Genomic DNA, 25,039 nt, shown 5'->3' with positions numbered 1-25,039 from the left:
GCCCGACCGGGACGGCCGGTGCGGCCGCGCCCGGGAGGGGCAGAACGGCCAACCTGGGACGGGTGACGCAGGAGCGTTGTCACCCCTCCACCCCCTTCCTACGCTGGGAGCGCTCCCAGCCGGACCGGCGGGCAGCACCGTCACCCCCCCCGGCGCGCCCGAGGTCCGCCCTGCCGCGCCCGCCCACCGGAGGTCCCATGCGCTTATCACTGCACCGCCCCTGGGCGTGGGCCGTGGCCGCGCTCGCCGCGACCGCGAGCCTGGTGCTCGCCCTCCTCGACCCCCGGGCGGACGCCGCGCCGGCGCTCCCCCTCACCGACGTCCGGACCGTCGCCGCGTCCGCCGTCGAGGACGAGGGCGCCGACTGCCCCGTGGGCGGCACACCGGCCGGCTCCACCTCCCAACTGCCCGACCCGTTCACCCGGATCGACGGCACCGGCGTCACCAGCAAGGCCGACTGGCGCTGCCGCCGGGCGGAGATCAGGGAGCTGGCCGAGCGCACCGTGTACGGCCAGAAGCCGGCGAAGCCCACGGTGACCGGCACGGTCTCCTCCACCGGCATCACCGTCGACGTCTCCGACCAGGGCCGCCGCGCCACCTTCTCCGCGAAGGTCGAACTGCCCAGCGGCAGCGGCCCGTTCCCCGCCGTGATCGTCATCGGCGGGCTGGGCGCGGACACCGCCACCATCAAGGCGGCCGGCGCCGCCGTCATCAGTTTCGATCCGCTCGCCGTCGGCCGTGAGGGCACCGCCCGGAACAACAAGCAGGGCGCCTTCTACACGCTCTACGGCAACACCAGCTCCACCGGCCTGCTGATGGCCTGGTCCTGGGGCGTCAGCCGGATCATCGACGTCGTCCAGCAGTCGGGCGGCACGGTCCTGCGGGGCGACTCCCTGGGCGTCACCGGCTGCTCCCGCTACGGCAAGGGCGCCTTCGTCGCCGGGGCCTTCGACCAGCGGATCGCGCTCACCATGCCCGTGGAGTCCGGCACCGGTGGCGCCCCGATCCTCCGCGGCGTCAACGGCGAGAGCGGGGCCCAGCCCCTGAGCAGCGCCTACGGCGAACAGCCCTGGCTGGGCGACGCGTTCACCTCGTACACCGGGAACCCCGCAGGCCTGCCGGTGGACACCCACCAGATGATCGGCATGATCGCGCCGCGCGGCCTGTTCGTCATGGAGAACCCGCACGTCGACTGGCTGGCCGCGCGCTCCGGCAGCGTGGCCGCGCTCGGCGGCGCGGAGATCTACAAGGCCCTCGGCGCGCAGAACGCGATCTCGTACTGGTCGGACGTCCAGGACGGCACCCACTGCGCCGCCCGCTCCGAGTGGCGCACGCCGATGCAGCAGAGCATCAACGCCTTCCTGAAGAACTCGGGCAGCGGCCCCGGTGTGTTCCGGGTCGCCCCCTCCAAGGCGGGCAGCCTGTCCAACTGGCGCAGCTGGACGACGCCCACCCTCGCCGACGGCGGCACGTCCGGCGGCACCACCACCGGCACGACGTCGGGCACGACCGGCGGCACGACGACCGGCGGCACGACCTCCGGCACCACCACGGGCACGACCACCGGCACCACCACCGGCACGACGGCCGGTACGACCTCCGGCTCCACCGGCGGCACGCCCGGCGCCGGCTGCTCGGCGGCCCACCGCACGGTCAACAGCTGGAACGGCGGCCACCAGGGCGAGGTGACGGTCCGCAACACCGGCACCACCGCCCTGAGCGGCTGGTCCGTCGGCCTGACCCTCGGTTCCGGCCAGACCCTCACGAGCGTCTGGAACGGCGTCAACACCGGGTCCACCGGCGCCGTGACGGTCCGCAACGCCACGTGGAACGGCGCCGTCGGGGCCGGCGCGTCCGTCACCTTCGGCTACACGGCCGACGGCGGCACCACCGCCCCGGCCGGCCTCACCTGCACGGCGAGCTGACCAGGTCCGCACCTCCGGGGCGACAACCTTCTTGAACATGTTCAATAATGGCGCCCCAGCGGGCCCGCGTTCCTCGGGACGCGGGCCCGTCGCGTGGCCCGTCGCGCGCCCCTCCGCGCGCTCCGCACTCGAGAGACGGAAACCCGATGGCACAGGACACCTCCCGGCACCGCCGGGGCAGGGCGGTCAGGATCGCGGCGGCGGCCTACCTGCTGCTGGTCACCGCGGCCTCGGTCACCCACGACCTCGCCGGACAGCCGGACGGATGGAGCGCCGCCCTGACCCTGGCGGCCTTCCCCGGCTCCACCGTGGTCACGGTCCTCCTCCTGGGCCTGTCGGCCGCCTGGCCCGACCTGTCGGGCACCGGCCTCGGCCCGCTCTCCCTCCTGGTGCCCCACGCCACCGGCGCCGTCCTCAACGTCCTGCTCGTCCGCGGCGCGTTCCTCTTCGCCCGGCACTTCGTCCGCGAGGCTCGCCGCAGCCGCACGGCCGCACGGCCGGCCCGGCCGGCCCGGCCGGCCCAGTCAGTCCGGTCGGCCCGCGTTCGCCGCGAGACGCCGCAGTGAGGCGTGGGCCGGCGGCCCCCAGGTGCGCTTCCCGCCCGGCCGCCCGTGGACGCCCGCGTCCCCCACGAAGACGCCCCCGAGTCCTTTGATCACCGCCCAGCCGCGGGCGCGGCGCAGTGTCGCCGGGTCCGCGGCGGGCCGGTAAGCGGCGTGGAAGCGGTCGACGCCGCCGTCGGGCAGCAGGATCCACGGGGCGGCGAGATCGCACGCCGGGTCGCCCGCGCACAGTTCGCCGAAGTCGATCACGCCGCAGAGGCCGCCGTCCGCGGTGAGGACGTTGGCCGGGTGGAGGTCGCCGTGGATCCACACCGGGGGCCCGTCCCAGGCGGGCGCGGCGAGGGCGTCCTCCCAGACCGCGCGGACGGCGTCCGGGGCGGGGATCAGCCCTAACTCCTCGGCCGCGTCCAGCCCTTGGGCGACTCCCTCGGCGTGGTCGGCCAGCGGCCCCCCGCGGCGGTCCCGCCCGGTCGGCGCGCCGTCGGGAGCGGGGCGGTGCAGCGCGGTCAAAAACCGGGCCAGCGCGTCGGCCTCCTGCGCGCCCCGGGTGACGGGGGCGCGGTCGGCGGGGGTCCCCGGAACCCAGGTCGTGACGATCCACGGCCGGGGGAACCGGTCGGAGGGCGTCCCGAGCCGCTGCGGGACGGGCACCGGCAGGGGAAGCCGCGGGGCCAGCGAGGGAAGCCAGGCGTGCTCCTTGAGCAGCAACTCGTCGGCGGACTCCGTCGCCCAGGGCAGCCGCACGGCCAAGTCGTCGCCGACACGCCAGAGTTGGTTGTCCCAGCCGCGCGCACCGAGCGTCACGGGCCGTTCCGCCAGGTCGGGTTGCTGCTCGCGCAGCAACTCCCGGACGAGTTCGGCGGTCAGGTCCTCACGGTCTCTCATGGACAGGCGCCTAGTCGTCGTCGCTCCCCCGCGAACCGGAACCCCGGCCGGCGCTGCGGGCCAGTTCGCTGCCGAGCAGCGTCACCCTGGCCACACCGCGCGCCCACCGCGGGGCGTCTCCCCGGGCCGCCCGGTAGACGCAGACACAGCCCCCGACGACGAGCAGGACGACGACCCCCAGTACGAGCACGATCATGCTCTTCCCCCTGTGTTCGATCATCGGTGCGTTCGTGTGCCGGTCCCCGTCATCCTCGCAGGCAAACGGCGCCCCCGGCAGCCCTTCCACGCCTTGGCCCGGACTCCGCCCGCTCAGCGGTGATGGACGCTGACCGCGTATCCGCCGCCGTCGTACGGGTCGGCGTCCCACGTGCCGAAGCGCTCGACGGGGGCGAGGCCGGCCGCGGCGCAGTGGTCGTCGTACTGCCTCAGGGTGAGCGTGGGCGCGACGGGCAGGTGCTGCTCGTCGAGGCCGAAGCCGGCGACCAGCAGCCCTCCCGGGCGCAGCGCCGCGGCCAGTCGCCGGACCACCGTGGCGGCGGTGTCCTCGGCGACCAGCTGGAGGACGTTGCCGGCGGCGACCACCAGGTCGAAGTCGGGGGCGACGCCGAGCGCCCGCGGCTCGAACTCCGCGAGGTCTACCTGGTGCCAGGGCAGGTCGGGCCGCTGCCGCCGCGCCACCGCCAGCATCGACGCGTCCAGGTCGACGCCGACGCAGTCGTACCCGAGTTCCGCGAGCCGGATCATCACCCGGCCGGTGCCGCACCCGGCGTCCAGCACCCGCGCCCCGGGCGGCACCAGGGCGGAACAGAACCGCGCCTCCCCGTGCACGTCCTTCCCGCTCCGGGCCAGCGCCGCGAACCGCGCGGCGTAGTCCTCGCCGGACGTTCCCCCGGTCAGGTCGTTCCAACGGCTCATGCGGCCCACTATAGGTTCCCGCGGCACGCCTCCCCGGACGGGTGAACGCACCGGCGCGCGGATGCGGCCGGGGGGAGCACACGCGCCGCGGAGCGCCCCGCCCTGCTCCGTGCGCACCGATCACGACCCCACTTTCGTCACTTGGAGTTAACCGTCGACCCCGTTCCGTGTGGCACGCTGATACCGGCACGGCAACGGTTCGACCGGGCGGAAGGATGCCTATGGCACGCGGATTGCTGTTCCGCTTCCTGTGGTTCGTGCCCGCCGTCGTCCTGGTCGCCCTGCAGATCCTCGGAATGGAAGCCCTCGGGGCATCCGTTCCGGCCGGTTCCGCCTCCGTGTCCGCGGAGCGTTCGTCCGCCCTGGCGGCGGGTCACGCCGAGCACCGGACGCCGGGCGGCGGGACAGGAGAAACGGTCACCCTTCGTGAGGGCAGGGGGCACGACTCCGAGCCGAGCCGGCTCCGCGGCCATGACCGGCTGCGGACGGCTCCCGCGCCCCAGGTGCCGCATCCCGTGCTCGCCTTCCCCGTGCGGGACCACCTGGCCGGACCGTCCGTCACCGAGCGGGTGACGCCGGCCTCGGTGTCCCGGGCCCCGAAGACCCCCTCACTGGCCTCCCTCCAGGTGCTGCGCTGCTGAGCGTCCCCGCGCGCCCGCACGGCCGAAGCCCGGCAACTCCACGTCACGCCACCGCCACACCCGCACGTCCGCTGCCCGAGGGCCCCGCCCCGGCCGGTCCGTCGCGTGGTGCGGCCGGTCGGCGACGGCTTCCGCCCGCCGGTCCGGACGTCTTCCGGACCCGCGGTCGTGGCGCCGTGCGCGCTCTTCCCGTGCCGACAGACATGCCGACACACCGACGCGCCCCACGGGCGCGCCAGGAGGAACCCCCACATGAACACCTTGCTCGACCATGCCCGCTGCCTTCCCGCCTCCGGTGCCGGTGCCGGCTCCGGCTCCGGCTGCCGGGTGACGCCCTCGCCGGCCACGACCGGGCGCGCGCTCCAGGCGTCCGCCGTGCTCGACATCGTTGTCCACTCCGACGTCGTCCGGGCCCGGTGAGGGGCGCGATGAGCCTGCGCACGCGATTCCCCCATCTCCGGCAGGACTTCACGGCCTCCCTGGTGGTGTTCCTGGTGGCCGTCCCGCTGTGCGTCGGCGTCGCCGTCGCCTCCGGCGTCCCCGCGGAGCTCGGTCTGGTGACCGGCATCGTGGGCGGCCTCGTCACCGGGCTGATGCGCGGCAGCAGCCTGCAGGTCTCCGGCCCCGCCGCCGGTCTGACGGTGCTGGTGTACGAAGCGGTCTCCGCCTACGGCCTCGCCATGCTCGGCGCCGTGGTTCTGGCCGCCGGGCTGCTCCAGGTCGCCATGGGGCTGCTCCGGTGGGGTCGCTGGTTCCGGGCGATCTCGGTCTCCGTCGTGGAGGGCATGCTGGCGGGCATCGGCCTGGTGATCATCGCCGGTCAGCTGTACGCGGCGGCCGGCCTGACGGCGCCCGCCTCGGGCCTCGGCAAGATCGCCGGGCTGCCCGGGGCGCTGGTGGACGCCCTCGGGTCCACCACGGCCCTGGTCTCCCTCGCCGTCGGCGCGGGCACCGTGATCGTCCTGGTCGGCTGGAGGAAACTGCCGAGCCGGCTGCACGCCGTCCCGGGGGCGCTCGCCGCGGTGGTGCTGTCGACCCTGGCCGTGCTCGTCCTCGACCTGCCCGTCGCCACCGTCGAGGTGCGAGGGCTGCTCGGCTCCGTCGACGTGCCGGGCCTCGACGAGCTCTCCGCCCTCGCCGGCGTCGGGGTGCTGGGCACGGTGCTGGCGTTCGTGCTGATCGCCTCGGCCGAGAGCCTGTTCAGCGCCGCCGCGGTGGACCGGATGCACGACGGCCCGCGCACCGAGTACGACAAGGAGCTGGTGGCCCAGGGGGTGGGCAACACGGTGTGCGGTGTCCTGGGCGCCCTGCCGATGACCGCGGTGATCGTGCGGAGCTCCGCCAACGTCCAGGCCGGCGCCCGGACCAAGGCCTCCCGCGTGCTGCACGGCGTGTGGCTGCTGCTGTTCGCGGCGCTGCTGCCGGGGGCCCTGGCGCTGATCCCGCTGCCCGCGCTCGCCGGTGTCCTGGTCCACGCGGGCTGGAAACTGATCCCCTTCCGGGGCGTGGCGGCGCTGTGGCGGGCCCACCGCGGCGAGGCGCTGATCCTGGTGGTCACGGCGGTGTCCATCGTCGCGGTCAACATGTTCGAGGGCGTGCTGATCGGGCTGGCGCTGTCCGTGGTCAAGACCGCCTGGGAGGCGTCCCACCTGCAGTTGGAGGTCGTCGACCGGGGCGAGGGCCCGGTGCTGGCCCGCCTGTCGGGCAACGCCACGTTCCTGCGGCTGCCGAAGATCCTGGACACCCTCGAGGCGCTGCCGCACGACCGGCCGGTCCAGCTGGACCTCTCCGGCCTCCACCACCTCGACCACGCCTGCCGGACCGCCCTGCAGAACTGGGCGGAACGGCACGGCCGGCCGGAGGCCTGCCCGGTCACGGTGACCATACCGGCGGTGGCGAAGGCCGGCCCCACCTGACGGGCGCCCCGCCCGACGGGCCTCGCCCGGCGGGCGCCTCGCCCGACGGGCCTCGCCCGGCGGGCGCCCCGCCCGACGGGCCTCGCCCGGCGAATGGGCCTGGCCGATCAGCCCGACCGATCGTCCTGACAGGGCTACGGGGCAGGACCCGTAGCCCTTTCGGGTGAATTGGCGGTCCATCGCACGAATGCCGGGCCGTCGGTCCCGTTAGCGTTCCACGCCCGTGGGCCACGGCTGCGTGGCACCCGTCGGCGAGGGAGGGCGGACGTGGGGACAGGGCGCAGGGTGTTCCTCAAGGGCGCGGCGGCGGCCGCGCTGGCCGGTGCGGCGGGCCCGCGGCCGGCGGCGGCCTCACCGGCGGCCGGGGGACGAGGCGCGGTGGAGGACCGCAGGCGTGCCGTGGTCGTCGGCACCGGGTTCGGCGGCGCGGTCACCGCGCTCCGGCTGGCCCGCGCGGGCGTGGACGTCCTGGTCCTGGAGCGCGGTGTCCGGTGGCCCGTGGCCCCGGACGCCGACGTGTTCCCGCGGCTGTTCCGCCAGGACCGGCGGGCCTCCTGGCTGACGCCGGGTCCCGTGTTCACCGGGTCCCCGCCGGCGGTGTGGCGGCCGTACACCGGCGTCGTCGAACGGGTCCGCGGCATCGGCATGGACGTGATCTGCGGCGCGGGGATCGGCGGCGGTTCGCTCGTCTACCACGGGATGACCGTCCGGCCGACCGAGGCCGCGTTCACGGCCTGCATGCCCGGCGTGCTCGACTACGCGGCCTTCGAGCGGGACTACTACCGGCGGGTGAGCGCGGTGCTGCGCCCCGCGCCGGTGCCGGACGACGTGCTGACCCACCCCCGTTACCGGGCGGCCCGGCAGTTCGCCGACGAGGTGACGGACGCCGGACTGACCCCGTACCGGGTGCCGCTGCCGCTCGACTGGGAGTGGGTGCGGCGTGAACTGCGGGGCGAGCTGCGGCCCTCGTACTCCACCGGGGACGTCATCCTCGGCGCGAACAACGGCGGCAAGCGCACCGTCGACGTCACCTACCTCGCCGCGGCGGAGGCGACGGGGCGGGTGGAGGTCGCGCCCCTGCACGTCGTGCGGGACGTCTCCCGTGACCCTGCCGGCCGGTGGGTGGTGCACACGGACCGGATCGCCACCGACGGGCGGGTGCGCGAGCGCAGGAGGATCGTCACCGACGCGCTGTTCCTGGCCGCCGGGTCGGCGGGCACCACCCGTCTCCTGGTCAAGGCCCGCGCCAAGGACCTGGTCCCGGACCTGCCCGACGCCGTCGGCACCCGGTGGGGCAACAACGGCGACCGCATCTTCTCCTGGACCCCGCTCGGCGACTCCCCCGGCCGGCTCCAGGGCGGCCCCGCCTGCGTGGGCGTGCGCGACAACAGCACGCCGGAGGACCCGCTCACCCTCATCCACGGCCCGATCCCGTTCCCCGTCGACCTGGGCACCACCAGTCTGATCGGCTTCGGCATCGTCGAGCCCCGCGGCCGCTTCGTGTACGACCCCCTGCGCGACGACGCCGTGCTGCACTGGAGCCAGACCTACGACGCCGACCTCATCCGCCGGATCGGCGCCCGGCTGCGGGGGATCGTCGGCGGGAGCCTCGCCGAGGACCTGCGCAATCCGCTCCTCGACACCACCCTCTTCGACACCACCACCTACCACCCCCTCGGCGGCGCCACCATCGGCACCGTGTGCGACCCGTACGGCAGGGTCCTCGGCCAGCGCGGCCTCTACGTCAACGACGGGGCCCTGATTCCCGGTTCGACCGGTGCCGCCAACCCGTCGATGACCATCGCGGCGCTCGCCGAGCGCAACATGGACGCCGTCGTCGCGCGGGACGTCGGCACGGTGTTCTGAGCGTGGTGCTCTGAGCATGGTGCTCTGAGCCGGTTCTGAGCCGGTTCTGAGCCGGGCGTTATGAGCGGACGCCTAAGCCTCGGTGGGGAGCCCCACGACCGCCTCATGCTCTGAGGGCCGTCCGCCCCGGGGGGTCAGGCCCGGGGCGGCCCGTCCCGCAGGGCGACGTGTACCCGGCGGGGGTGGGTGAGCGCCGCCCGGACGACTCGTTCGAGGAGTCCGCGGTCCACGCCGACCTGCAGCAAGGACCGGTGGCGCTCACCCGCCGCGGTCTCCCGCTGATGGGCCAGCACCAGCCGTCCGCAGCGTACGGCGGCCGCGAGTCCCTCCGCGTGCCGGACCGGATCGACGGCCACGCGCAGGACGCGCGGTACGGAGCCCGGACCTCCGCCGGGGCCGGCGGCGGGCGACGGGTCGTGCTCCGTGACGGTGATACCGACGTAGCCGTTGCCGGAGCTGTGGACGAAGAGCGTCAGTGCCTTCTCCAGGACCGTTCCCGGCCCGCGGTCGCCCCGGACGACGGCCGCGGCTCCCGGCAGGCCGTCCAGATCGACGTACAGGAACGGCAGCCGCGCCTGCCCGTCACCGTCCGGCATGGCCTCCAGCGTCACGGCGAGCAGCGGTGCGGCGTCGTGGAACGGGGGGTCGGGCACGGACGAGCGGGGGCCGTCCGCCGAGGTGACCGTCGCCTCGAAGCCCGCCGAGGAACGCCGGGGCCTTCCCCCCGGGACAGCGACCACCGGGGTCAGGAGACGGGATCGACGGTGGGTGCCGTCACGGCCGCGACCCGCCCGTCGGGGTCCAGGACATCGCTGTTCCGCAACCGGTTCTCGATGTGCTCCAGCACCACTCGCTCGACGTCGCAGACGGCGATCCCGTCGACGACCGTGTGCACGTTGTCCCGGTTGCTCGCGATGGGGGCGCCCGAACAAGCACCGAAGTACTTGCAGTTCAGGCAGTTCGCGGCCATCCGGGTCTCGGCGGCGGTCGCCGAGGCGTCGAAACGCGGTCCCGACAGCAGTTCCTCGATCGGGGTCGTGAAGATGTTGCCCAGCGAAGCGTCGGGGTCCTCGTACGGATCGCCGTAGGCGTAGACGTCCCCGGGCGTGTTCACGACCATCACCGAGAGCCACTCGCGCTGGTTGAAGTAGACACGTGGCGCGTCGGGGTTGAGGTGGCGCAGCACGATCTGGAAGTGACTGTCCAGCGGGGCGACCTGGACGGGCGTGTCGCTCTCCAGCCAGAGGTCGGCCATCTCGTTGAGGGCGGAGACGATCTCCGGGACGGTGATGTCGTACGCCGCGTGCTGGTTCTCGTAGGCGCCGTCGAAGAGCGGGAGAACCCTGAAACCGATTCCCGCCTGTGCGTAGAACGAGAAGGTGTCCTTCACCCGTCCCAGGTTCTTCCTGGTCAGCACGGTGATGCAGCCGAAGCGAACGCCTTCGGCGCGCAGCCTCTCCATGTTGGCGACCACATTCTTCTGCTGGTCCCTGCCGGCGATGTTGACACGCAGACCGCTGAAGAGGTCCACGGAGACACCGACGTGGTCGAAGCCGTCCCGGAGAAGCCGGATCCGCTCGTCGTCGAGGACGGTGAGATTGGTCTGGATGAAATTGCTCACCTGCAGCGAATCGCCGAAGATTTCACGCTGGTCGTCCAGGCTCTTCCAATAATATTCCGGTTCGATCATCAATGGTTCGCCACCGTGCCAGACGATGTGCAGGTGCGTCCGCACCCCGTCCTCCTGGTCCCTTTTCACGTAGTAGTCGCGCATGTGGACGTACATGGAACGCAGTTGGTCCAGGCTCATCCGTTCACGCTGTCCGAGCTCGGCGAACTCGTAGCAATAGGTGCATCTCAGATTGCAGAACTTGGATATCTTGATCACGAACTGGACCTGCCTGGACGCTTCCTGTGCCACTCGTGTCTCTCCTCGCACGCTTCGGAATCGTGGAACCGCGGATCACCGGATGCGGCCGGGACGTGCGGTCCGCATCCGGTCCGGAGCCGGTGGGGGTGTGCGCGGGTCACCGGCGGGTGACGTCAGGACAGGTCGTCGAGGATCCGGCTCAGCGGGGCGGCGTCGGCCGTGTGCTCGGACGACCTCGGCGTGAAGCCCTGGAGATACGGCTGGCCCAGTTGCAGGTAGGGGTTGATCACCTCGTTGTAGACCCTGTTGTAGATCTCGTTGAACTGCCCGAACAGGCCGTCGGCGGACGCGGCCTGCTGGTCCGCCTCCGCCGCCTGGGCGGCCAGCGCGGCACGTGCCGAGTCGGAGACGGTGACCGTCGTGGGCTCGGCGGCCTGGGCCGCCCCTCCCGCGAACACGGGCACGCTCAGCCCTGCGGCAACAGTCGCCAGATAGGCGAGATAACGCTTGGAATCGCCCGCTCTCATAACTCCTCCTTTTCCGGGGACGCGCCCTTCGGACACGAGGAGTCGGGCCGGCGCACGGCGCTACACGTACAAGGTGCGAGCACGACTTCGCATCACGGCGGTACACGTACCTCATGGCCGAAAACCGGAGCGCCGACGCCGGAGATCACCCGGCCGGTTGGACGGGGAAAATCCACCAGGACAATGAACATTGTCGTACGCCTGACGCTGCCGGTATTGAAACGCAGCGCCTCCGGCCGGTCAACAGGAAGCGGGTCCTCCCGTTATGACTTCTTCCTGTTCCGGTGCCCGGGGCCGAATATCCGCGCAAGGATTCGGTCGATTTTCCGGAAACCGTTTCGCCGTCCGGCGCTCGGGCATTCCCAGGTGAACCCCGCCCGGGAGGCGTCGAACCCGATGCGAGCGGGATACGCGGGTGGCGAGAACGCGCTGCCGGGCCGGTGGGCTCGTCAGGGGGCCGACGGCGCCCCGGTGGGGGCCGGGACCGTCGGCCCGGCGGCGCTGCGGGCCCGCGGGACGCGCAGGACGTAGCCCCCGCCCGGTCCGGCACCGCTGTGTCGCCGAGCGGCGTCGCGATGTCGGGGCGCGCGGCCGGGCCGCACGGTGAGCAGACCGGAGGCCGCCGGCGGAACCCTGCCGGGGCAGACGACGTCCACCCGGCAGGCACCGTGCGCCTTCAACGCCCTCACGAGACGGTCGCGGGCGGCGGGGTCGGTGTGTCCGTCCGTCACGACGGTCACCCCATAACCGCAACCCGCCGCGCCGCGTGACGCCCTCTCAGACCGACCGGGTCTCTCCGCCGTCGACGCGGACGTTCTGCCCGGTCATGTAGGCCGACTCGTCGCCGGCGAGGAAGCGTACGATCCGGGCGGCCTCCGCCGTGCTCTGCGCCCGGCGCAGCGGGATGCCGCTCGTCCACTCGGCCGGGACCGCTGCGGGATCGTCCTTGGTCAGCCCGGTGAGCAGGTTGTTCATCCGGATGCCCTGCGGGCCGTACTCGGAGGCGTACAGCTTGGTGAAGGAGGCCAACGCCGCCCGCATGGTGGCCGACACCGGGAACTTCGCGCTGGGCTCGAAGACGCCGGAGGTGGAGATGTTCACGATGGCGCCGCCACCGGCATCGATCAGGTGGGGCGTCACGAGGCGGGCCATGCGCACGACGTTCAGCAGGTAGAGGTCGACACCCTCGGCCCACTCCTCGTCGGTGATCTCGAGCACCGGACCCCGGGCCGCGTGACCGCTGCTGTTGACGACCGCGTCGATGCGTCCGTATCGCGACACCGCGAGGCCGACGCACGCCCGAAGGTCCTCGACGCTGGTGTTCGAGCCGTCCACACCGGCGCCGCCGAGTGATTCGGCAAGGGCCCGGGCCCGGCCCGAGGGGGACATCGCGACCACCCGGTAGCCGTGGGCTGCGAACTCCCGCACACAGCGGCACCGATCCCGGATCCGCCTCCGACGACGACGGCGACCTTCTGGTGTGCGGACGAGGGGGTCTCAGGCATGCGCGTAGTCCTTCAGGCGGGTGGCGACCAACGATTCGAGCGCGTCGGCGGCCAGCTCCGCATAGCGGGCGAAGTCCGTGTCGTCGCCGGCGGCCGCGGCCACGCGGAAGCCGTCGGTGAGGGCCCGACCCATGACCGCCATGTCGTGCGCCAAGGCGGCCGCGACGTCGTCCGGGACCCCCGGATAGGACGTCCGCAGCCGGGAGGTGACGAACTCGAACATCTCCTGGCGGATGGCGAGGTACCGCTGCCGGGCGAGGTTGTCCTCCAGTCGCCGCTCGAACGCGAAGACCAGACCGATGCTCCAGAACGCGGCGGCCGGCTCGGCCAGGCTGGCGGAGGCAGCCGCCGACTCGCCGATGGTACGCCGCAGCAGGTCGCGCATGCCGCCGACGGAGGCGTTGGTCCGTTTCCAGACCTCGAAGGAGTACTCGAGCAGCTCGACGAAGAGCTGCTCCTTGTTCTGGAAGTGCCAGTAGACCGATCCGATCGGCAGACCGGACGCACGGGCCACGTCGGCCATGGTGGTGCCCTCGTACCCGGCCTCGACCGCCAGCGAGAGCACGGCCTCAAGAATCGCCTGCTTGGACTCCTCGGACGCCCGGTGGGCCTTCCGCCTGCCAGCCATTGTTCCCCCTCGCCGCTCGGACCGCAGTTGTACCGAATCTCGGATCGACCCCTTGACGCCGACCCCGTTCGCCGGTCACTGTACCGCCAGCCAGAACCTAGAACCTAGATTCTAGATTCGGGAAGGCGGTGGTTCAGACGCAGCCTTCCGACCCGCGGGCGGCAATGCCGCCGACCCGCGGTTCCCGACCGCAGAGAGGCCGCCCATGAAGGTCACCGACCAGGTCGCCCAAGGGAAGATGAGCGGACTGCAGGTCCGCGCCGTCGTCGTCGCGATCATGCTCGTCGTGATCGACGGATACGACGTCTCGCTGACCTCGTTCGCCGCCCCGTACATCGAGCAGGGCTTCGGTGTGACGAAGGCCCAGCTCGGACTCGTCATGTCGGGCGCCCTCATCGGCATGCTGATCGGTTCGATCGTCGTCGCGCCGCTCGCCGACCGCATCGGCCGGCGCAGGATGGGCGTCATCGCCACGACCACCATCGCGATCGGCATGCTCATCGGCCCGTTCGCCACCCCGGAGACCGGGACCGGGCCCCTGGTCATCAGCCGCATCGTCACCGGTATCGGCGTCGGCGCGCTGGTGGCCGTGACCGGCGTGATCCTGGCGGAGTACACGGGCCGGCGGGTCTACGCGCTGGTCATGGCGATATCGGCGGCCGCGATCAACGTCGGAGGGCTTCTCGGGTCGATGATCGTGGGCCCGATGCTGGGCGAGCGCGGCTGGCAGTTCGGCTGGTGGGTCGGCTTCGTGCTGAGCGCCGTCGCCGCAGTCGCCTCCTACGCCCTCCTCCCGGAGTCGCTCGCCTGGCTCTCCGAGGGACGGCGTGCCGACTCCCTGGACCGCCTCAACGCCCTCCTGGTGAAGATGCGCCGGCCGGCGCTCGCGGCCCTCCCGGAGCCCGACCCCGCCACCGCCGGCAGCAAGGGATCGCTGCGCACCGTCTTCACCGGGCGCACGGGCGGCTACACGATCCTGATGATCGTCGGTTATGTCGCCTACATGCTCAGCTTCTACTTCATGACGAACTGGGCGCCGAGCAGCGTCGCCGCCGGCAACGGCGACCCTGCGCTGGCACCGCGGCTCGTCACGGCCTTCAGCATCGGCGGCATCCTCGGCAACGTGCTCTTCGGTTTCCTCGGCGGAAGGGTGAACGTCCGCCTCCTCGCCCCCGTCTTCCTGGTGCTCGCCACCGGCGCCCTCTCGCTGTTCGGCCTGGCCGGCCCGGAGATGCCCACCGCCTGGTGGACCCTCTTCCTGGCGTCCTTCTTCGTCTGCTCGGGCACCGCCGCCTTCTACGCCATCGTCCCGACCCTCTACCCGACGCTGGCGCGTTCGACAGGCTTCGGCATCGTCATCGGCGCCGGCCGGTTCGGCGGCATCGCGGCCCCGATCGTCGGCGGCGCGGCCTTCGACGCGGGCATGGGCATGGAAACCGCCTTCACGGTCTTCGCCCTGCCGATGCTAGTCGCCGGTGTCTGCGTGCTGGTGCTCCACCGCGGCCAGGCGCGCGCCGCCTCCCCGACCGCCGGCTCCGAACCCGAGACCGTCACCGCGGCCGCCTGACCGTCGTCCGCTTCCTGGGCCGGTTACCCGGTCCGGTCCGGCCCCCCACCCCCCCGCCCGAGAAAGGGACCAGCCTTGCCGCTCGCCCTCGCAGCTCTCTCCCACGCACCGTCCTTCGGCAACGTCGACCCGGGAGGTGACACGTTCGCCGAGATCAACGCCGCCATCGACGAGGTCAGGGAATTCGTCGCCGCCTACGCCCCCGACCTGGTCGTGGTGTTCGGACCCGACCACTTCAACGGCCAGCTCTACTCCCTGATCACGCCGTGGGTGATCGGCGCCGTCGCCGAGGGCGTCGGTGACTACGGCACCACGTCGGGGCCGCTCCCGGTCGACGGCGACGCCGCGAGGACCTTCCACGCGGCGGTGCTGGCCGAGGGTGTCGACATCGGCCGCAGCGAGCGGATGAAGGTCGACCACGGCATCGTCCAGCCCCTCGACTTCGTGTTCGGGAAGGGCTTCACCCAGCCGATCGTGCCGGTGTTCGTGAACGCGATCGGCCTGCCGCTCTCCCCGATGCGGCGGGTGCGCCTGATGGGCGAGGCGTTCGGCCGGGCCGCCCGGGCGATGGACAGGAAGGTGCTGTTCCTCGCCTCGGGGGGCATCTCCCACAGCCCGCCGATCCCCCGCTGGGACGGCGCCCCCGGCACCGTGCACGAGCGCCTGGTCTCGTACGCGCCCTCGCCCGAGGAGCGGCACGAGCGGGAGCAGATGATCGTGCGGGGCATCCAGGCGATCGCCGACGGCAAGGCGCCGAGCGACCCTCTCAACGAGGAGTGGGACACGCTCGTCCTCGACGTGCTCCGCTCCGGCGACCTGGGCCCGGTCGACGACTGGGAGAACGGCTGGTTCCTGGCGGAGGGCGGCTCGGCCGCGCACGAGATGCGCAGCTGGATCGCCGCCTACGCGGCGCTGTCCACCGCCGGTTCCTACCGCATGGCCGTCGACCACTACTGGCCGGTCGAGAAGTGGGGCGCGGGCTTCGCGATCCAGGCGGCGGTGACCGCGTGAACCGGACCGACCGCGCACACTTCGCGACCTTCTGGGAGGAGATCGCGGACCTCGAGCACACCCTGCGGTACGTGGACGCCGGCGGCTACCGCACCCGGGTCCTGGACTTCCCCTCGCCCGCCCCCGACGCGCAGACCGTGGTGCTGGCCAGCGGCACCAGCGGCCACATCGAGGCATGGACGCAGAACGTCCGCGCTTTCGTCGAGGCCGGCTTCCGGGTGGTCGGCTACGACTACCCGGGCCACGGCCACACCTCGCTGGCCGACCATCCGCTGGAGATCCGCGACTACGAGGAGCACCTGCTCGCGCTGCTCGACGCGCTGTCCCTGGAGCGCGTGCACCTCGCCGGTGAGTCCCTCGGGGGCTGGCTCGCGCTGAAGTTCGCGCCGAAGCACGCCGACCGGCTGCACACGGTGATCCTGTCCGCCCCCGGCGGCCGGGTCGTCGGGGAGCCGCGGCTGGACCGGACGCAGTCGGTGAGCGCCCAGGCGGTGAGCGAGCCGACCTTCGAGAACGTGAAGAGGCGCCTGCAGGTCGTCATCCACGACCCGGAGAACATCACCGACGAACTGGTCCGCGTCCGCCAGGCGATCTACGCCCGCGAGGGCTTCAGCATGGCGAACGTCTCCGCGCTGCGGGAGCCGGAGCGGCGATGGCGCAACCGGGTCACCGACGAGGACTTCGCGGCGCTCCCGGTCCCCGCGCTCATGGTGTGGACCGACAACGAGCCGACCGGCGACGCGGCCGAGGGCGAGCGCCTGAGCCGGCTGATCCCGGACGGCGAGTTCCTGCTGGTCCGGGGCGCCGCGCACTGGCCGCAGTGGGAGGGCGCCGCGGAGTTCAACGCCGCGGCGGTCGCCTTCCTCAAGAGCCGTGCCCGACGAAACCGTCCCTGACCGAACCGTGTCCGACCGAACCGTGTCTGACGAAAGGACCGTGGTGGGCGTCCCCCAGGAGACCATTGACCGGATCGCGCGCGAGCTGTTCGAAGCCAAGCGTGATGTGTACACCGTGCCGTACGTGAGCCCCCGGCTCCCCGAGCGCGACCTCGACGCGGCCTACGCGATCTCCGCCGGGTTCGCCGCGCTGCGTGAGCGCGAGCTGGGGGTGAGGCGGGTGGGTCGCAAGGTCGGGCTGACCAATCCGCTGGTCCAGGCCCGCGTGGGCATCGACGAGCCCGACTACGGCGTCATCCACGACGACATGGTGCACGCCTCGGGGGTTCGCCTGCCGCTGTCGCGGTACAACCGGCTGCTGATCGAGGCGGAGGTCGCGTTCGTCCTGCGGAGCGACGTCCTCGACGCCACCCGGGAGAGTGTCGAGGCCGCGATCGACCACGTGACCCCCGCGTTCGAGGTCGTCGACTTCCGCTACGGCGGATCGGTGGGGCAGATCGTGGACACCATCGCCGACAACGCCGGCTGCAGTGGCGTCGTCCTCGGCGAGGAGCGGCACCCCTACGGCGAGGTCGACCTGACGCGGGCGGAGATGGTCATCACCGCAGGCGGCACCGAGATCACCCGGGGCGTCGGCAGCAACGTGCTCGGGGACCCGGTCAACGCGATCGTCTGGCTGGCCGCGACCGCCATCCGCACCGGCGAGCCGCTGCGCGCCGGCGAGGTGCTGCTCTCCGGGTCCATCGGCTACATCGAGCCGTGGCCCGCCGACGTCGAGTGCGTCGCCACCATCACAGGACTCGGTCGCGTGGTCGCGACCGCCGATTCGAAGGGCTGAGACGGACATGAGCGACTACCGTCCCGTCGACGCGGCCACCCGCGTCGAGATCGAGCAGCTCATCGCGGAGATGCTCTACCGCCTGGACCACGACCGGGCGGACACCACCTGGGAGCTCTACACCGAGGACGGCGTCTCGGTGGGGCCCATGGGTGACATGGACCGTGAGGCCATGAAGGTCTGGGGTGCCAGGCGCGCCCTGCAGACCGACGTCGTCGGCCGCCACTTCATCGGCGGGATCCGCCTGGTGCGGGACGGCGACGAGGTCGAGGGAACCGTGCAGTACCTGACCTTCCGCGACACCAACGAGCCGCAGACGCAGCCCGCCTCGGTGGGCGAGTTCCGCGAGCGCTACCGGCGGGTGGACGGCCGGTGGCTGTTCGCCCGCCGCGAGATCGTGCCGGTCTTCGGCGGCCGGGCGGCCGCCGCGCACGCCGCCCGGCTGGCCGGGCGGGAAGAGGCCGGGCGGGCACAGGAAGGACCGGCGCAGTGAAGCGGTCGGGCCTCGGCGGCGGCAACCCAATCCTCTACCACCAGTCCCTCCCCTCGTTCTCCCTGCCGGAGTGGGCCGCGGCCGCCGGCTACGACGGGGTGATCCTCGACCTCCAGCACGGGGAGCTGGGCCTGGAGGCGGCCTGCGGGATCCTCCGTTCCCTGCCGCGGGACGAGACCTACGCCTACGCGCGCGTCGGCTCACTCGACCCGGCCCCGATCCTGCGCCTGCTCGACAGCGGGGCGCGCGGCATCGTGGCGCCCACCGTGGAGTCCCGCGCCCAGGCCGAGGCACTGGTCGCCGCCACCAAGTACCCGCCGCTGGGGAACCGCAGCCTGGGCCCGTCCCGGCCGGCGCTCTACCCGGGCGAGGTGTACACCGAAGCCGGCAACGACGCGGTGTCCGCCGTCGTCCAGATCGAGACCCGGGCCGGTGTCGAGCGGGCCGAGGAGATCGTCTCCACCCCGGGCCTGGACTCGGTGTACATCGGTCCGGCCGACCTGGCCGTCACCCACGGCCTGCCCGGCCGCGGCGACTGGGAGGACGGCCCCGTCCGTGAGGCGATCACGCACCTGCGCGAGGTGACGACCGCGCACGGCGTCACCCTCGGCATCTACTCCGGCCGGCCCGAGTACGCGGCCGCCCTGTTCGCCGACGGCCTGGTCGACTACGTCGGCCTCGGCATCGACCTCGTCCTGCTGAACCGCGCGTTCAACGACACCCTCGCCGCACTGGAGTCGGCACGATCCGCCAGGAGCACCTCATGACCATCACGTGCGACGTCCTCGTCGTGGGAGCCGGCCCCGTCGGCCTGACCCTGGCCAATCTGCTCGGGCAGCAGGGCGTCGACGTCCTGGTCGTCGAGCGGGAGCGGGAACTCGTCGACTACCCGCGGGCCGTGGGCATCGACGACGAGGCGCTGCGGGTCATGCAGACCGCCGGCCTCGTCGAGGAGGTGCTCCCGCACACCATCCCCGACCAGAAGATCTACATGGTCAACGGGGACCGGACGATCCTGTCCGAGGTCAACCCGACCACCCGGGAGTTCGGCTGGCCACGCCGGAACGGCTTCGTGCAGCCGCTGGTCGACCGGGTGCTGCTGGAGGGCCTGGACCGGTTCCCGAACGCCGCCGCACGCTTCGGCGCGGAGGTCGTGGACCTGACCGAGGAGGCCGACGGCGTGGTCGCCGCCCTCGCGGACGGCGGGACGCTGCGCGCCCGGTACGTCGTCGCCGCCGAGGGCGGGGCCTCGCCCACCCGCAAGCGCCTGGGCATCTCGTTCGAGGGCGAGACCAGGCCGAGCGACGGTCTGGTGATCGATGTCGCGAACGACCCGATCGGGACGCCGCACGCGGTCTTCGGCGGCGACCCGGCCCGCAGCTACGCCTCCATCGCGCTGCCCCACGGCATCCGCCGCTGGGAGTTCACGCTCTTCGAGCACGAGAGCGCCGACCTCGCCGACGACGACGAGTTCGTCTTCGGCCTGCTGGCCCCGCACGTGCCCGACCCGGCCCGGCTGGACATCATCCGCCGTCGCGTCTACCGCCACCACGCCCGCGTCGCCGGGCGGTTCCGGCACGGGCGGATCTTCCTCGCCGGGGACGCCGCCCATGTGATGCCGGTCGTCGGCGGACAGGGCTGGAACTCCGGCATCCGTGACGCCTTCAACCTCGGCTGGAAACTGGCGGCCGTCGTCAAGGGCCTCGCCGCCGACGCCCTGCTGGACACGTACGAGACCGAACGGCTGGGCCACGTCACGCAGATGGTGGCCGTCTCCCTCGGCATGGCGAAGGAGATGACCGACCACGACCCCGTGAAGGCCGCCGAGCGCGACCGGATCGCCGCCAACCGCACCCCCGAGGAGCGGGAGGCCCAGAAGCGGCAGGCGTTCAAGCCGCAGCCCCGGTTCGACAAGGGCGTGGTGGTGCACACGCCGCTGCCGGCGTACAAGACGCTGCCCGCGCGCGACGTGCCGCGGCTGGCCGGCGCGATCTTCCCGCAGCCGCGGGCCACAGACAGCGACGGCGTGGAGATGCTGCTCGACGAGGCCACCGGGCAGGGCTGGCGGGTGATCACCTGGAACAACGACCCGCGGGTCTTCCTGTCCCCGGAGCGGCTCGCCGTGCTCGACCGCCTCGGCGCCCGCCTGGTGCAGGTGGTGCCGAAGGTGCAGCTGCCCTGGGCCCGCAAGCAGGCGTCGGCCGGCGTCACCGTCGTCGGCGACCTGGGGGGCGGGGCGGGCCTGCAGGCCTGGTTCGACGCGCGGCCGGTCGGCGCCGTCGTCCTGCGCCCCGACCATGTGATCGCCGCCGAGTGCCTCACCCAAGAACTCGACGACGTGCTCGGCGAGGTCTTCGAGGCCGCCCGCGTCGCATGACCCCGAAACGCCCCCGGGACAACCCCCGAACAGCCGAACACGATGGAGGGCCGATGACCGATTCGAGCGAGGTCGTCCAGATCGACGACGTGTACTGGCGCGACGAGTACACGCCCATCACGGAGGACGACGCCTTCCTCGAACGCGTCGTCGCGGAGGCCGACCTGCCGTCGCTGCTCACGGCACTGGCGGCGCTCACCGGGGACCACACGCTGATCCCGGCCGAGCTGCGCCCGCCGCTCCCCCCCGTCGACACGACGGCGCCGCCGCACGGCGGCATGAGCGAGACCGCGCAGGCGCGGGCACGGGACCTCGCGCTGCCCGCGCTCAAGCGGGTCCGCGACGAACGGCTCACCCGGCCCCGCCTGCTCGACCCGGCGGAGGCCCGCGTTCTCGTCGACTTCGTCACGGGCGGGGCGGACGCCGAGGACGCGGCGCTGATGATGCACGAACTCGGCCTGCTTCCCCGGCGCCCGGGGGCCCCCACCTGGCGCGTCGAGGAGGTCGCGCCGGACCGGGACTTCCAGGTCGCGGTCATCGGCACCGGCATGAGCGGCATCGCGGCGATGTACCGGCTCAAGCAGGCGGGCGTGCCGTTCGTCGCGTTCGAGAAGCACCCCGACGTCGGCGGCACCTGGCTGGCCAACACCTACCCCGGCGTCCGTCTGGACACCCCGACCTTCTGCTACAGCTTCTCCTTCGCACAGCGGGCCGACTGGCCCAACGCGTACGCCGAGGGGGCGGAGATCGAGGAGTACGCCGCCGAGATCGTCGACCGGGCCAAGCTGCGCGAACACGTCGAGTTCGACACCGAGGTCCTGTCGATGGCCTGGGACGACACCTCGGCCACCTGGGAGGTCGTCGTGCGGCGCGACGGCGTCGAGCGGCGGCGGCGGTTCCACGCCGTCGTCGCCGCGACCGGGCAGCTGGAGAAGCCGCACCTCCCCGACGTCCCCGGGCAGGACGACTTCCGCGGTGTGCGGATGCACTCCGCGCGCTGGGACCACGACGTGGACCTGACCGGCAAACGCGTCGCCGTGGTGGGCACCGGCGCCAGCGCCTACCAGATCGTCCCGACCATCGTCGACCGCGTCGCCCACCTCGACGTCTTCCAGCGGTCGGGGCCCTGGACGGTTCCGGCGCCCAACTATCACGACCCGACGCCGGCGGCGCTGGCCTGGCTCAGCGAGCACCTCCCGCACTACGGGCAGTGGTTCCGCTTCCAGGCGTTCTGGGGCGCGCGCACCGGACGCCTGCACACCGTCGAGGTCGATCCCGGGTGGGAGCGCACCGACTCGGTGTCGGCGACCAATCTGCGGGTGCGGGAGACCCTCACCGCGTTTCTGCGCGAGCAGTGGGCGGACCGCCCCGACATGCTCGACCTCGTCGTGCCGGCGTATCCCCCCGGCGGCAAGCGCATGCTCCGTGACAACGGCGTGTGGGCGCGTGCCCTCCACCGGGAACACGCCGAGCTCGTCACCTCCCCGATCGAGCGGTTCACCCGTGACGGCATCGTCACCGCCGACGGCAGGCACCATCCGGTCGACGTGGTCGTCTACGCCACCGGTTTCAAGGCCTCCGACTATCTGGACCCGATCGTGGTCACCGGACCGTCCGGGCAGACGCTCAAGGAGCATTGGAACGGTGACGCCACGGCCTGGGCCGGCATCTGCGTGCCCGGGTTCCCGAACCTCTTCCTCGTCCAGGGCCCGAACACCAATTACGTGGTGCACGGCCAGTTCCACTTCATGATCGAGTGCGGGGTCGAGTTCGCTGTCGAGGCGATCCACCAGCTGCTGCGGCGCCGGGCCGCGTCGGTCGAGGTCCGGCAGGAGACCCTGGACCGCTTCCTCGCCTGGGTCGACCGGGGCAACGCCCGGCGCGCGTGGGGGCAGCCCCAGGTGCGTACCTGGTACAAGAACGCCCGCGGCCGGGTCTCGCAGGTGTGGCCGTACAGCCACCTCGAGTACTGGAACCTGACCCGGGGCGCCGACTTCGACACCGACTTCGCTCTCCGTCCGAAGCCGGGGGCGGCGTCGTGACCGCCCGGCGTGACGTGCTCGTGGTGGGCGCCGGTCCGATCGGGCTCACCGCCGCCCTCCTGCTCGCCGACGCGGGGGTGCGGACCACGCTCGTGGAGAAGGAGACCGCTCCGGGCGATCTGCCCCGTGCGATCAGCCTCCAGGACGAGTCGTTCCGCACCCTCGAGCGGCTCGGGGTGGCCGACGCGCTCAAGGCAGAGTCCCTGCTCGACACCGGCAGCCGCTACTTCGGTCTCGGGGACCGCCTCCTGCTCGAGGCGAGGCCGGTGGCGTCCCGGTTGGGGCATCCCGCCAAGACCCAGTTCGACCAGCCGGTCCTGGAACGGCTTCTGTGGGAGCGGGCTGTCGCGCACGACGGACTCGAGTTCCTGCGCGGCGCCGAGGCGACCGCCCTTGCGCGAAACGGCGACGGTGTCGGCCTGGCGGTGACGACCGGACAGAGCACGCGGACCCTGACCGCCGACTGGCTGATCGGCGCGGACGGCGGCCGCAGCTTCGTCCGCCGGGCAGCCGGGATCGACCTGGTGGGCACCACCCAGCCGCAGCGGTGGATCGTGGTCGACCTGCTCAACGAGCCGCGAGTACGGGACCCGTTCGCCGAGTTCCACGGTGACGGGCAGCGGCCGTACGTCCTCGTGCCCGGTGTCGGGGGACGCCTGCGGATCGAGTTCATGCTCTTCGACCACGAGGACCCGGAGGAGATGACGACTCCGGAACGGATCCGTGAGCTGGTCGTGCCGCGCTTCCGCGCCGAGCTGGCACCGGACGACGTGCGCCGCGCCGTCGTGTACGTCGCCCACCAGCGCATCGCGCGGACCTACCGGGCGGGGCGCGCCTTCCTCGTCGGGGACGCCGCGCACCTGATGCCACCGTTCGCCGGGCAGGGCCTGAACGCCGGCATCCGCGACGCCACCAACCTCGCCTGGAAACTGACCGCGGCGATCACCGGTGGAGCGACCGAGCGGCTGCTGGAGTCCTACGAGGGCGAACGCCGCACCCACGGAGCCGCGATGGTGCGGGTCTCGCGCCGTGTCGGCGCGGTCGTCATGGCGACCCACCCGGTGGCCACGCGCGTGCGCGACACCGTCGTCCGGGCGGTCGGCCGCATCCCGCGCGTAAGTCATTTCCTCGCCGAGATGCGGTTCATCGCGCCGCCCGACACCACCGGCGGGGTCGCCGTACCCGCCCGCGGTGTCGCCCTTCCCTCCGTGGCCGTCGGCCGCGCCCTGAGCCAGCCGGTCGTACGTGACGCCACCGGTGCCGAAGCCGGACTCGACTCCCACCTCGGGCCCGGCTGGACGCTGCTGCAGATCGGCGGCCCACTGCCCGGTCCGGCGGTCGACCCCTACTGGGAGGCGATCGGCGCGACGCGGCTGCACGTGCTCGCCCCCGGCGGCGCACCGGCGGAGGGCGCGGTCACCGAGACCACCGCGGCGCTCACGTCCGGCGGCGGCGCCCGTCCCGTGTTCGTCGCGGTGCGCCCGGACCGTTACGTAGCCGCTGTCTTCGACTCCACCGGCGAGCCGCGAGTCGTCGACCACCTCCGCACCTTCGTCACCGCCCCCTCCCCAGCTCCGCATCCTCTCCCCTCACCGAACAGGACCATCCGATGAGCAGGTTCGTCAGCTACTACCGCACCGACGGCAGCATCGCCTGGGGCCGTCTCGACGGCGAGACCGTCTACGACGCGACCTCCACGGCGCCTTCGCTCACCGCCGCCATCGCCGCCGGCTCCCTCGACGCCCTGGCGCAGCACACCGATCACCCGGTGGCGCTCGGCGAGATACGTCTCGCCCCGGTCGTCCCGGACCCCGGCAAGATCATCTGCATCGGCGTCAACTACCGCAGCCACCAGGACGAGATCGGCAAGGCGGCCCCCGCGGCCCCGGTCGTCTTCGCCCGCTACGCCGACAGCCAGATGGGGCACGGCGCGGACGCCCTCAAGCCGACGCAGACCGCGCAGTTCGACTACGAGGGCGAAGTGGCCCTGGTCATCTCCCGGCCCGCACACAAGGTCACCAAGGCGGACGCCTACGACCATGTCGCCGGCTACGCCGTGTACAACGACTTCTCGGTACGCGACTGGCAGCGTGCCGCCGGCCAGTGGCTCCCCGGCAAGACCTGGCCGGGTACCGGTGGCTTCGGCCCCTGCCTGGTGACGGCCGACGAGGTCGGCGACGTCACCGAACTCGAACTGACGACCAGGGTCAACGGCCAGGTCCGCCAGCACGGCAGGGTCGCCGACCTGGTCAACGACATCCCGTCGATCATCGAGTACGTCACCACCTTCACCCCGCTTTCCCCCGGGGACGTCGTCGTCACCGGCACGCCGGGCGGCGTCGGGCTCTTCATGGATCCCCCTGGCTTCCTCGTCGACGGCGACGTCGTCGAGGTGGAGGTCACCGGACTGGGCACGCTGCGCAACACCGTCCGCGACGTCCCCTGACCGGCGCCGGGCGATGCCATGACGCCCGGCGGCCGTACCCCCCGAGGCCGCGCGTTACGGGCCGCCGTAGTAGACGGCCTGCTGGTAGGAGCCGAGCTGGCCCTTGGACGGCAGGTCCGACTCGGTGA

At 72.6% G+C, this 25,039-nt stretch carries 24 protein-coding genes; 16 read left to right on the top strand and 8 right to left on the bottom strand.

Annotation, left to right across the window (positions count from 1 at the left end):
- Positions 1-197: 197 nt before the first annotated feature.
- A complete protein-coding gene (locus ABZ836_RS18230) occupies positions 198-1,925 on the top strand; it encodes a cellulose binding domain-containing protein (protein WP_361143342.1) in 1,728 nt (575 codons plus the stop codon).
- Positions 1,926-2,071: 146 nt separating this feature from the next.
- Positions 2,072-2,491 carry a hypothetical protein gene (locus tag ABZ836_RS18225; RefSeq protein WP_361143339.1) on the top strand — a complete coding sequence of 140 codons (420 nt, stop codon included), beginning with the start codon at positions 2,072-2,074 and terminating at the stop codon, positions 2,489-2,491.
- On the opposite strand, the gene ABZ836_RS18220 is transcribed toward ABZ836_RS18225, so the two are convergent.
- From ABZ836_RS18220 to ABZ836_RS18210, 3 genes are all read right to left on the bottom strand, one after another.
- Positions 2,450-3,373, bottom strand: coding sequence for an aminoglycoside phosphotransferase family protein (locus ABZ836_RS18220; protein ID WP_361143336.1), 924 nt, complete (start codon positions 3,371-3,373; stop codon positions 2,450-2,452). The genes ABZ836_RS18225 and ABZ836_RS18220 overlap by 42 nt on opposite strands.
- A 10-nt stretch (positions 3,374-3,383) precedes the next feature.
- Entirely contained in the window at positions 3,384-3,569 is a 186-nt protein-coding gene (locus ABZ836_RS18215) for a hypothetical protein (RefSeq protein WP_361143333.1), read from the bottom strand.
- 113 nt (positions 3,570-3,682) lie between these two features.
- Positions 3,683-4,288 (bottom strand): class I SAM-dependent methyltransferase, encoded by a 606-nt coding sequence (locus ABZ836_RS18210; RefSeq protein ID WP_361143330.1) that lies wholly within the window; start codon positions 4,286-4,288, stop codon positions 3,683-3,685.
- Between the two features lie 221 nt (positions 4,289-4,509).
- Here ABZ836_RS18210 and ABZ836_RS18205 point away from each other — a divergent pair, with 221 nt between their 5' ends.
- The 4 genes from ABZ836_RS18205 (at position 4,510) to ABZ836_RS18190 (ending at position 8,711) form a co-directional block, all read left to right on the top strand.
- Complete coding sequence (locus tag ABZ836_RS18205; RefSeq protein ID WP_361143327.1) at positions 4,510-4,929, top strand: hypothetical protein; 420 nt, start codon at positions 4,510-4,512, stop codon at positions 4,927-4,929.
- Between the two features lie 252 nt (positions 4,930-5,181).
- Complete coding sequence (locus tag ABZ836_RS18200) at positions 5,182-5,349, top strand: hypothetical protein (RefSeq protein WP_361143324.1); 168 nt, start codon at positions 5,182-5,184, stop codon at positions 5,347-5,349.
- Positions 5,350-5,357: 8 nt separating this feature from the next.
- On the top strand, positions 5,358-6,845 hold the full coding sequence (locus tag ABZ836_RS18195; protein WP_361143321.1) for a SulP family inorganic anion transporter: 1,488 nt from the start codon (positions 5,358-5,360) through the stop codon (positions 6,843-6,845).
- A 267-nt stretch (positions 6,846-7,112) separates the two neighbouring features.
- On the top strand, positions 7,113-8,711 hold the full coding sequence (locus ABZ836_RS18190; RefSeq protein ID WP_361143318.1) for a GMC oxidoreductase: 1,599 nt from the start codon (positions 7,113-7,115) through the stop codon (positions 8,709-8,711).
- A gap of 134 nt (positions 8,712-8,845) precedes the next feature.
- Here the strand turns inward: ABZ836_RS18190 and ABZ836_RS18185 are convergent, their stop codons facing one another.
- From ABZ836_RS18185 to ABZ836_RS18165, 5 genes are all read right to left on the bottom strand, one after another.
- A complete protein-coding gene (locus ABZ836_RS18185) occupies positions 8,846-9,451 on the bottom strand; it encodes a hypothetical protein (RefSeq protein ID WP_361143315.1) in 606 nt (201 codons plus the stop codon).
- Positions 9,452-9,456: 5 nt separating this feature from the next.
- Entirely contained in the window at positions 9,457-10,632 is a 1,176-nt protein-coding gene (locus ABZ836_RS18180) for a radical SAM protein (protein ID WP_361143313.1), read from the bottom strand.
- 122 nt (positions 10,633-10,754) lie between these two features.
- Positions 10,755-11,108 (bottom strand): hypothetical protein, encoded by a 354-nt coding sequence (locus ABZ836_RS18175; protein WP_356138998.1) that lies wholly within the window; start codon positions 11,106-11,108, stop codon positions 10,755-10,757.
- 777 nt (positions 11,109-11,885) lie between these two features.
- Positions 11,886-12,536 (bottom strand): SDR family oxidoreductase, encoded by a 651-nt coding sequence (locus tag ABZ836_RS18170; protein ID WP_361143310.1) that lies wholly within the window; start codon positions 12,534-12,536, stop codon positions 11,886-11,888.
- Between the two features lie 69 nt (positions 12,537-12,605).
- Positions 12,606-13,241, bottom strand: coding sequence for a TetR family transcriptional regulator (locus ABZ836_RS18165; RefSeq protein WP_356139002.1), 636 nt, complete (start codon positions 13,239-13,241; stop codon positions 12,606-12,608).
- A gap of 205 nt (positions 13,242-13,446) precedes the next feature.
- On the opposite strand from ABZ836_RS18165, the gene ABZ836_RS18160 reads away from it, so the two are divergent.
- The 10 genes from ABZ836_RS18160 to ABZ836_RS18115 all read left to right on the top strand — a co-directional run bounded on the left by ABZ836_RS18160 (position 13,447) and on the right by ABZ836_RS18115 (position 24,911).
- A complete protein-coding gene (locus ABZ836_RS18160) occupies positions 13,447-14,808 on the top strand; it encodes an MFS transporter (RefSeq protein ID WP_356139004.1) in 1,362 nt (453 codons plus the stop codon).
- A gap of 75 nt (positions 14,809-14,883) precedes the next feature.
- Positions 14,884-15,819, top strand: a complete 936-nt coding sequence (locus tag ABZ836_RS18155; protein ID WP_356139005.1) for a 3-carboxyethylcatechol 2,3-dioxygenase — start codon at positions 14,884-14,886, stop codon at positions 15,817-15,819.
- Entirely contained in the window at positions 15,816-16,715 is a 900-nt protein-coding gene (locus tag ABZ836_RS18150; protein ID WP_356139007.1) for an alpha/beta fold hydrolase, read from the top strand. Before ABZ836_RS18155 ends, ABZ836_RS18150 begins: the two co-directional genes overlap by 4 nt.
- 22 nt (positions 16,716-16,737) lie before the next feature.
- Positions 16,738-17,553 (top strand): fumarylacetoacetate hydrolase family protein, encoded by an 816-nt coding sequence (locus tag ABZ836_RS18145; RefSeq protein WP_356139009.1) that lies wholly within the window; start codon positions 16,738-16,740, stop codon positions 17,551-17,553.
- 7 nt (positions 17,554-17,560) lie between these two features.
- Positions 17,561-18,046 (top strand): nuclear transport factor 2 family protein, encoded by a 486-nt coding sequence (locus ABZ836_RS18140; protein WP_356139010.1) that lies wholly within the window; start codon positions 17,561-17,563, stop codon positions 18,044-18,046.
- Positions 18,043-18,813: an aldolase/citrate lyase family protein gene (locus ABZ836_RS18135; protein ID WP_356139012.1), complete on the top strand. Its 771-nt coding sequence runs from the start codon at positions 18,043-18,045 to the stop codon at positions 18,811-18,813. The genes ABZ836_RS18140 and ABZ836_RS18135 overlap by 4 nt, the downstream gene beginning before the upstream one ends.
- Entirely contained in the window at positions 18,810-20,423 is a 1,614-nt protein-coding gene (locus tag ABZ836_RS18130; protein WP_356139014.1) for a bifunctional 3-(3-hydroxy-phenyl)propionate/3-hydroxycinnamic acid hydroxylase, read from the top strand. The genes ABZ836_RS18135 and ABZ836_RS18130 overlap by 4 nt, the downstream gene beginning before the upstream one ends.
- 53 nt (positions 20,424-20,476) lie before the next feature.
- Positions 20,477-22,465: an NAD(P)/FAD-dependent oxidoreductase gene (locus tag ABZ836_RS18125; protein ID WP_361143303.1), complete on the top strand. Its 1,989-nt coding sequence runs from the start codon at positions 20,477-20,479 to the stop codon at positions 22,463-22,465.
- Entirely contained in the window at positions 22,462-24,078 is a 1,617-nt protein-coding gene (locus ABZ836_RS18120) for an FAD-dependent monooxygenase (protein WP_356139018.1), read from the top strand. Before ABZ836_RS18125 ends, ABZ836_RS18120 begins: the two co-directional genes overlap by 4 nt.
- Positions 24,075-24,911 (top strand): fumarylacetoacetate hydrolase family protein, encoded by an 837-nt coding sequence (locus ABZ836_RS18115; protein ID WP_356139020.1) that lies wholly within the window; start codon positions 24,075-24,077, stop codon positions 24,909-24,911. Before ABZ836_RS18120 ends, ABZ836_RS18115 begins: the two co-directional genes overlap by 4 nt.
- Positions 24,912-25,039 lie beyond the last annotated feature (128 nt).

This window comes from Streptomyces sp. NPDC047130 (assembly GCF_040643475.1).
Taxonomy (GTDB): Bacteria; Actinomycetota; Actinomycetes; order Streptomycetales; family Streptomycetaceae; genus Streptomyces.
The sequence above is the reverse complement of the archived record's forward strand: the minus strand, read 5'-3'. Positions and strand labels throughout refer to the sequence as shown.

Coding starts and splice junctions, on each gene's coding strand:
- ABZ836_RS18230 (WP_361143342.1), top strand. CDS start 198: ATGCGCTTATCACTGCACCGCCCCTGGGCGTGGGCCGTGGCCGCGCTC.
- ABZ836_RS18225 (WP_361143339.1), top strand. CDS start 2,072: ATGGCACAGGACACCTCCCGGCACCGCCGGGGCAGGGCGGTCAGGATC.
- ABZ836_RS18220 (WP_361143336.1), bottom strand. CDS start 3,373: ATGAGAGACCGTGAGGACCTGACCGCCGAACTCGTCCGGGAGTTGCTG.
- ABZ836_RS18215 (WP_361143333.1), bottom strand. CDS start 3,569: ATGATCGTGCTCGTACTGGGGGTCGTCGTCCTGCTCGTCGTCGGGGGC.
- ABZ836_RS18210 (WP_361143330.1), bottom strand. CDS start 4,288: ATGAGCCGTTGGAACGACCTGACCGGGGGAACGTCCGGCGAGGACTAC.
- ABZ836_RS18205 (WP_361143327.1), top strand. CDS start 4,510: ATGGCACGCGGATTGCTGTTCCGCTTCCTGTGGTTCGTGCCCGCCGTC.
- ABZ836_RS18200 (WP_361143324.1), top strand. CDS start 5,182: ATGAACACCTTGCTCGACCATGCCCGCTGCCTTCCCGCCTCCGGTGCC.
- ABZ836_RS18195 (WP_361143321.1), top strand. CDS start 5,358: ATGAGCCTGCGCACGCGATTCCCCCATCTCCGGCAGGACTTCACGGCC.
- ABZ836_RS18175 (WP_356138998.1), bottom strand. CDS start 11,108: ATGAGAGCGGGCGATTCCAAGCGTTATCTCGCCTATCTGGCGACTGTT.
- ABZ836_RS18165 (WP_356139002.1), bottom strand. CDS start 13,241: ATGGCTGGCAGGCGGAAGGCCCACCGGGCGTCCGAGGAGTCCAAGCAG.
- ABZ836_RS18160 (WP_356139004.1), top strand. CDS start 13,447: ATGAAGGTCACCGACCAGGTCGCCCAAGGGAAGATGAGCGGACTGCAG.
- ABZ836_RS18140 (WP_356139010.1), top strand. CDS start 17,561: ATGAGCGACTACCGTCCCGTCGACGCGGCCACCCGCGTCGAGATCGAG.
- ABZ836_RS18130 (WP_356139014.1), top strand. CDS start 18,810: ATGACCATCACGTGCGACGTCCTCGTCGTGGGAGCCGGCCCCGTCGGC.
- ABZ836_RS18125 (WP_361143303.1), top strand. CDS start 20,477: ATGACCGATTCGAGCGAGGTCGTCCAGATCGACGACGTGTACTGGCGC.
- ABZ836_RS18115 (WP_356139020.1), top strand. CDS start 24,075: ATGAGCAGGTTCGTCAGCTACTACCGCACCGACGGCAGCATCGCCTGG.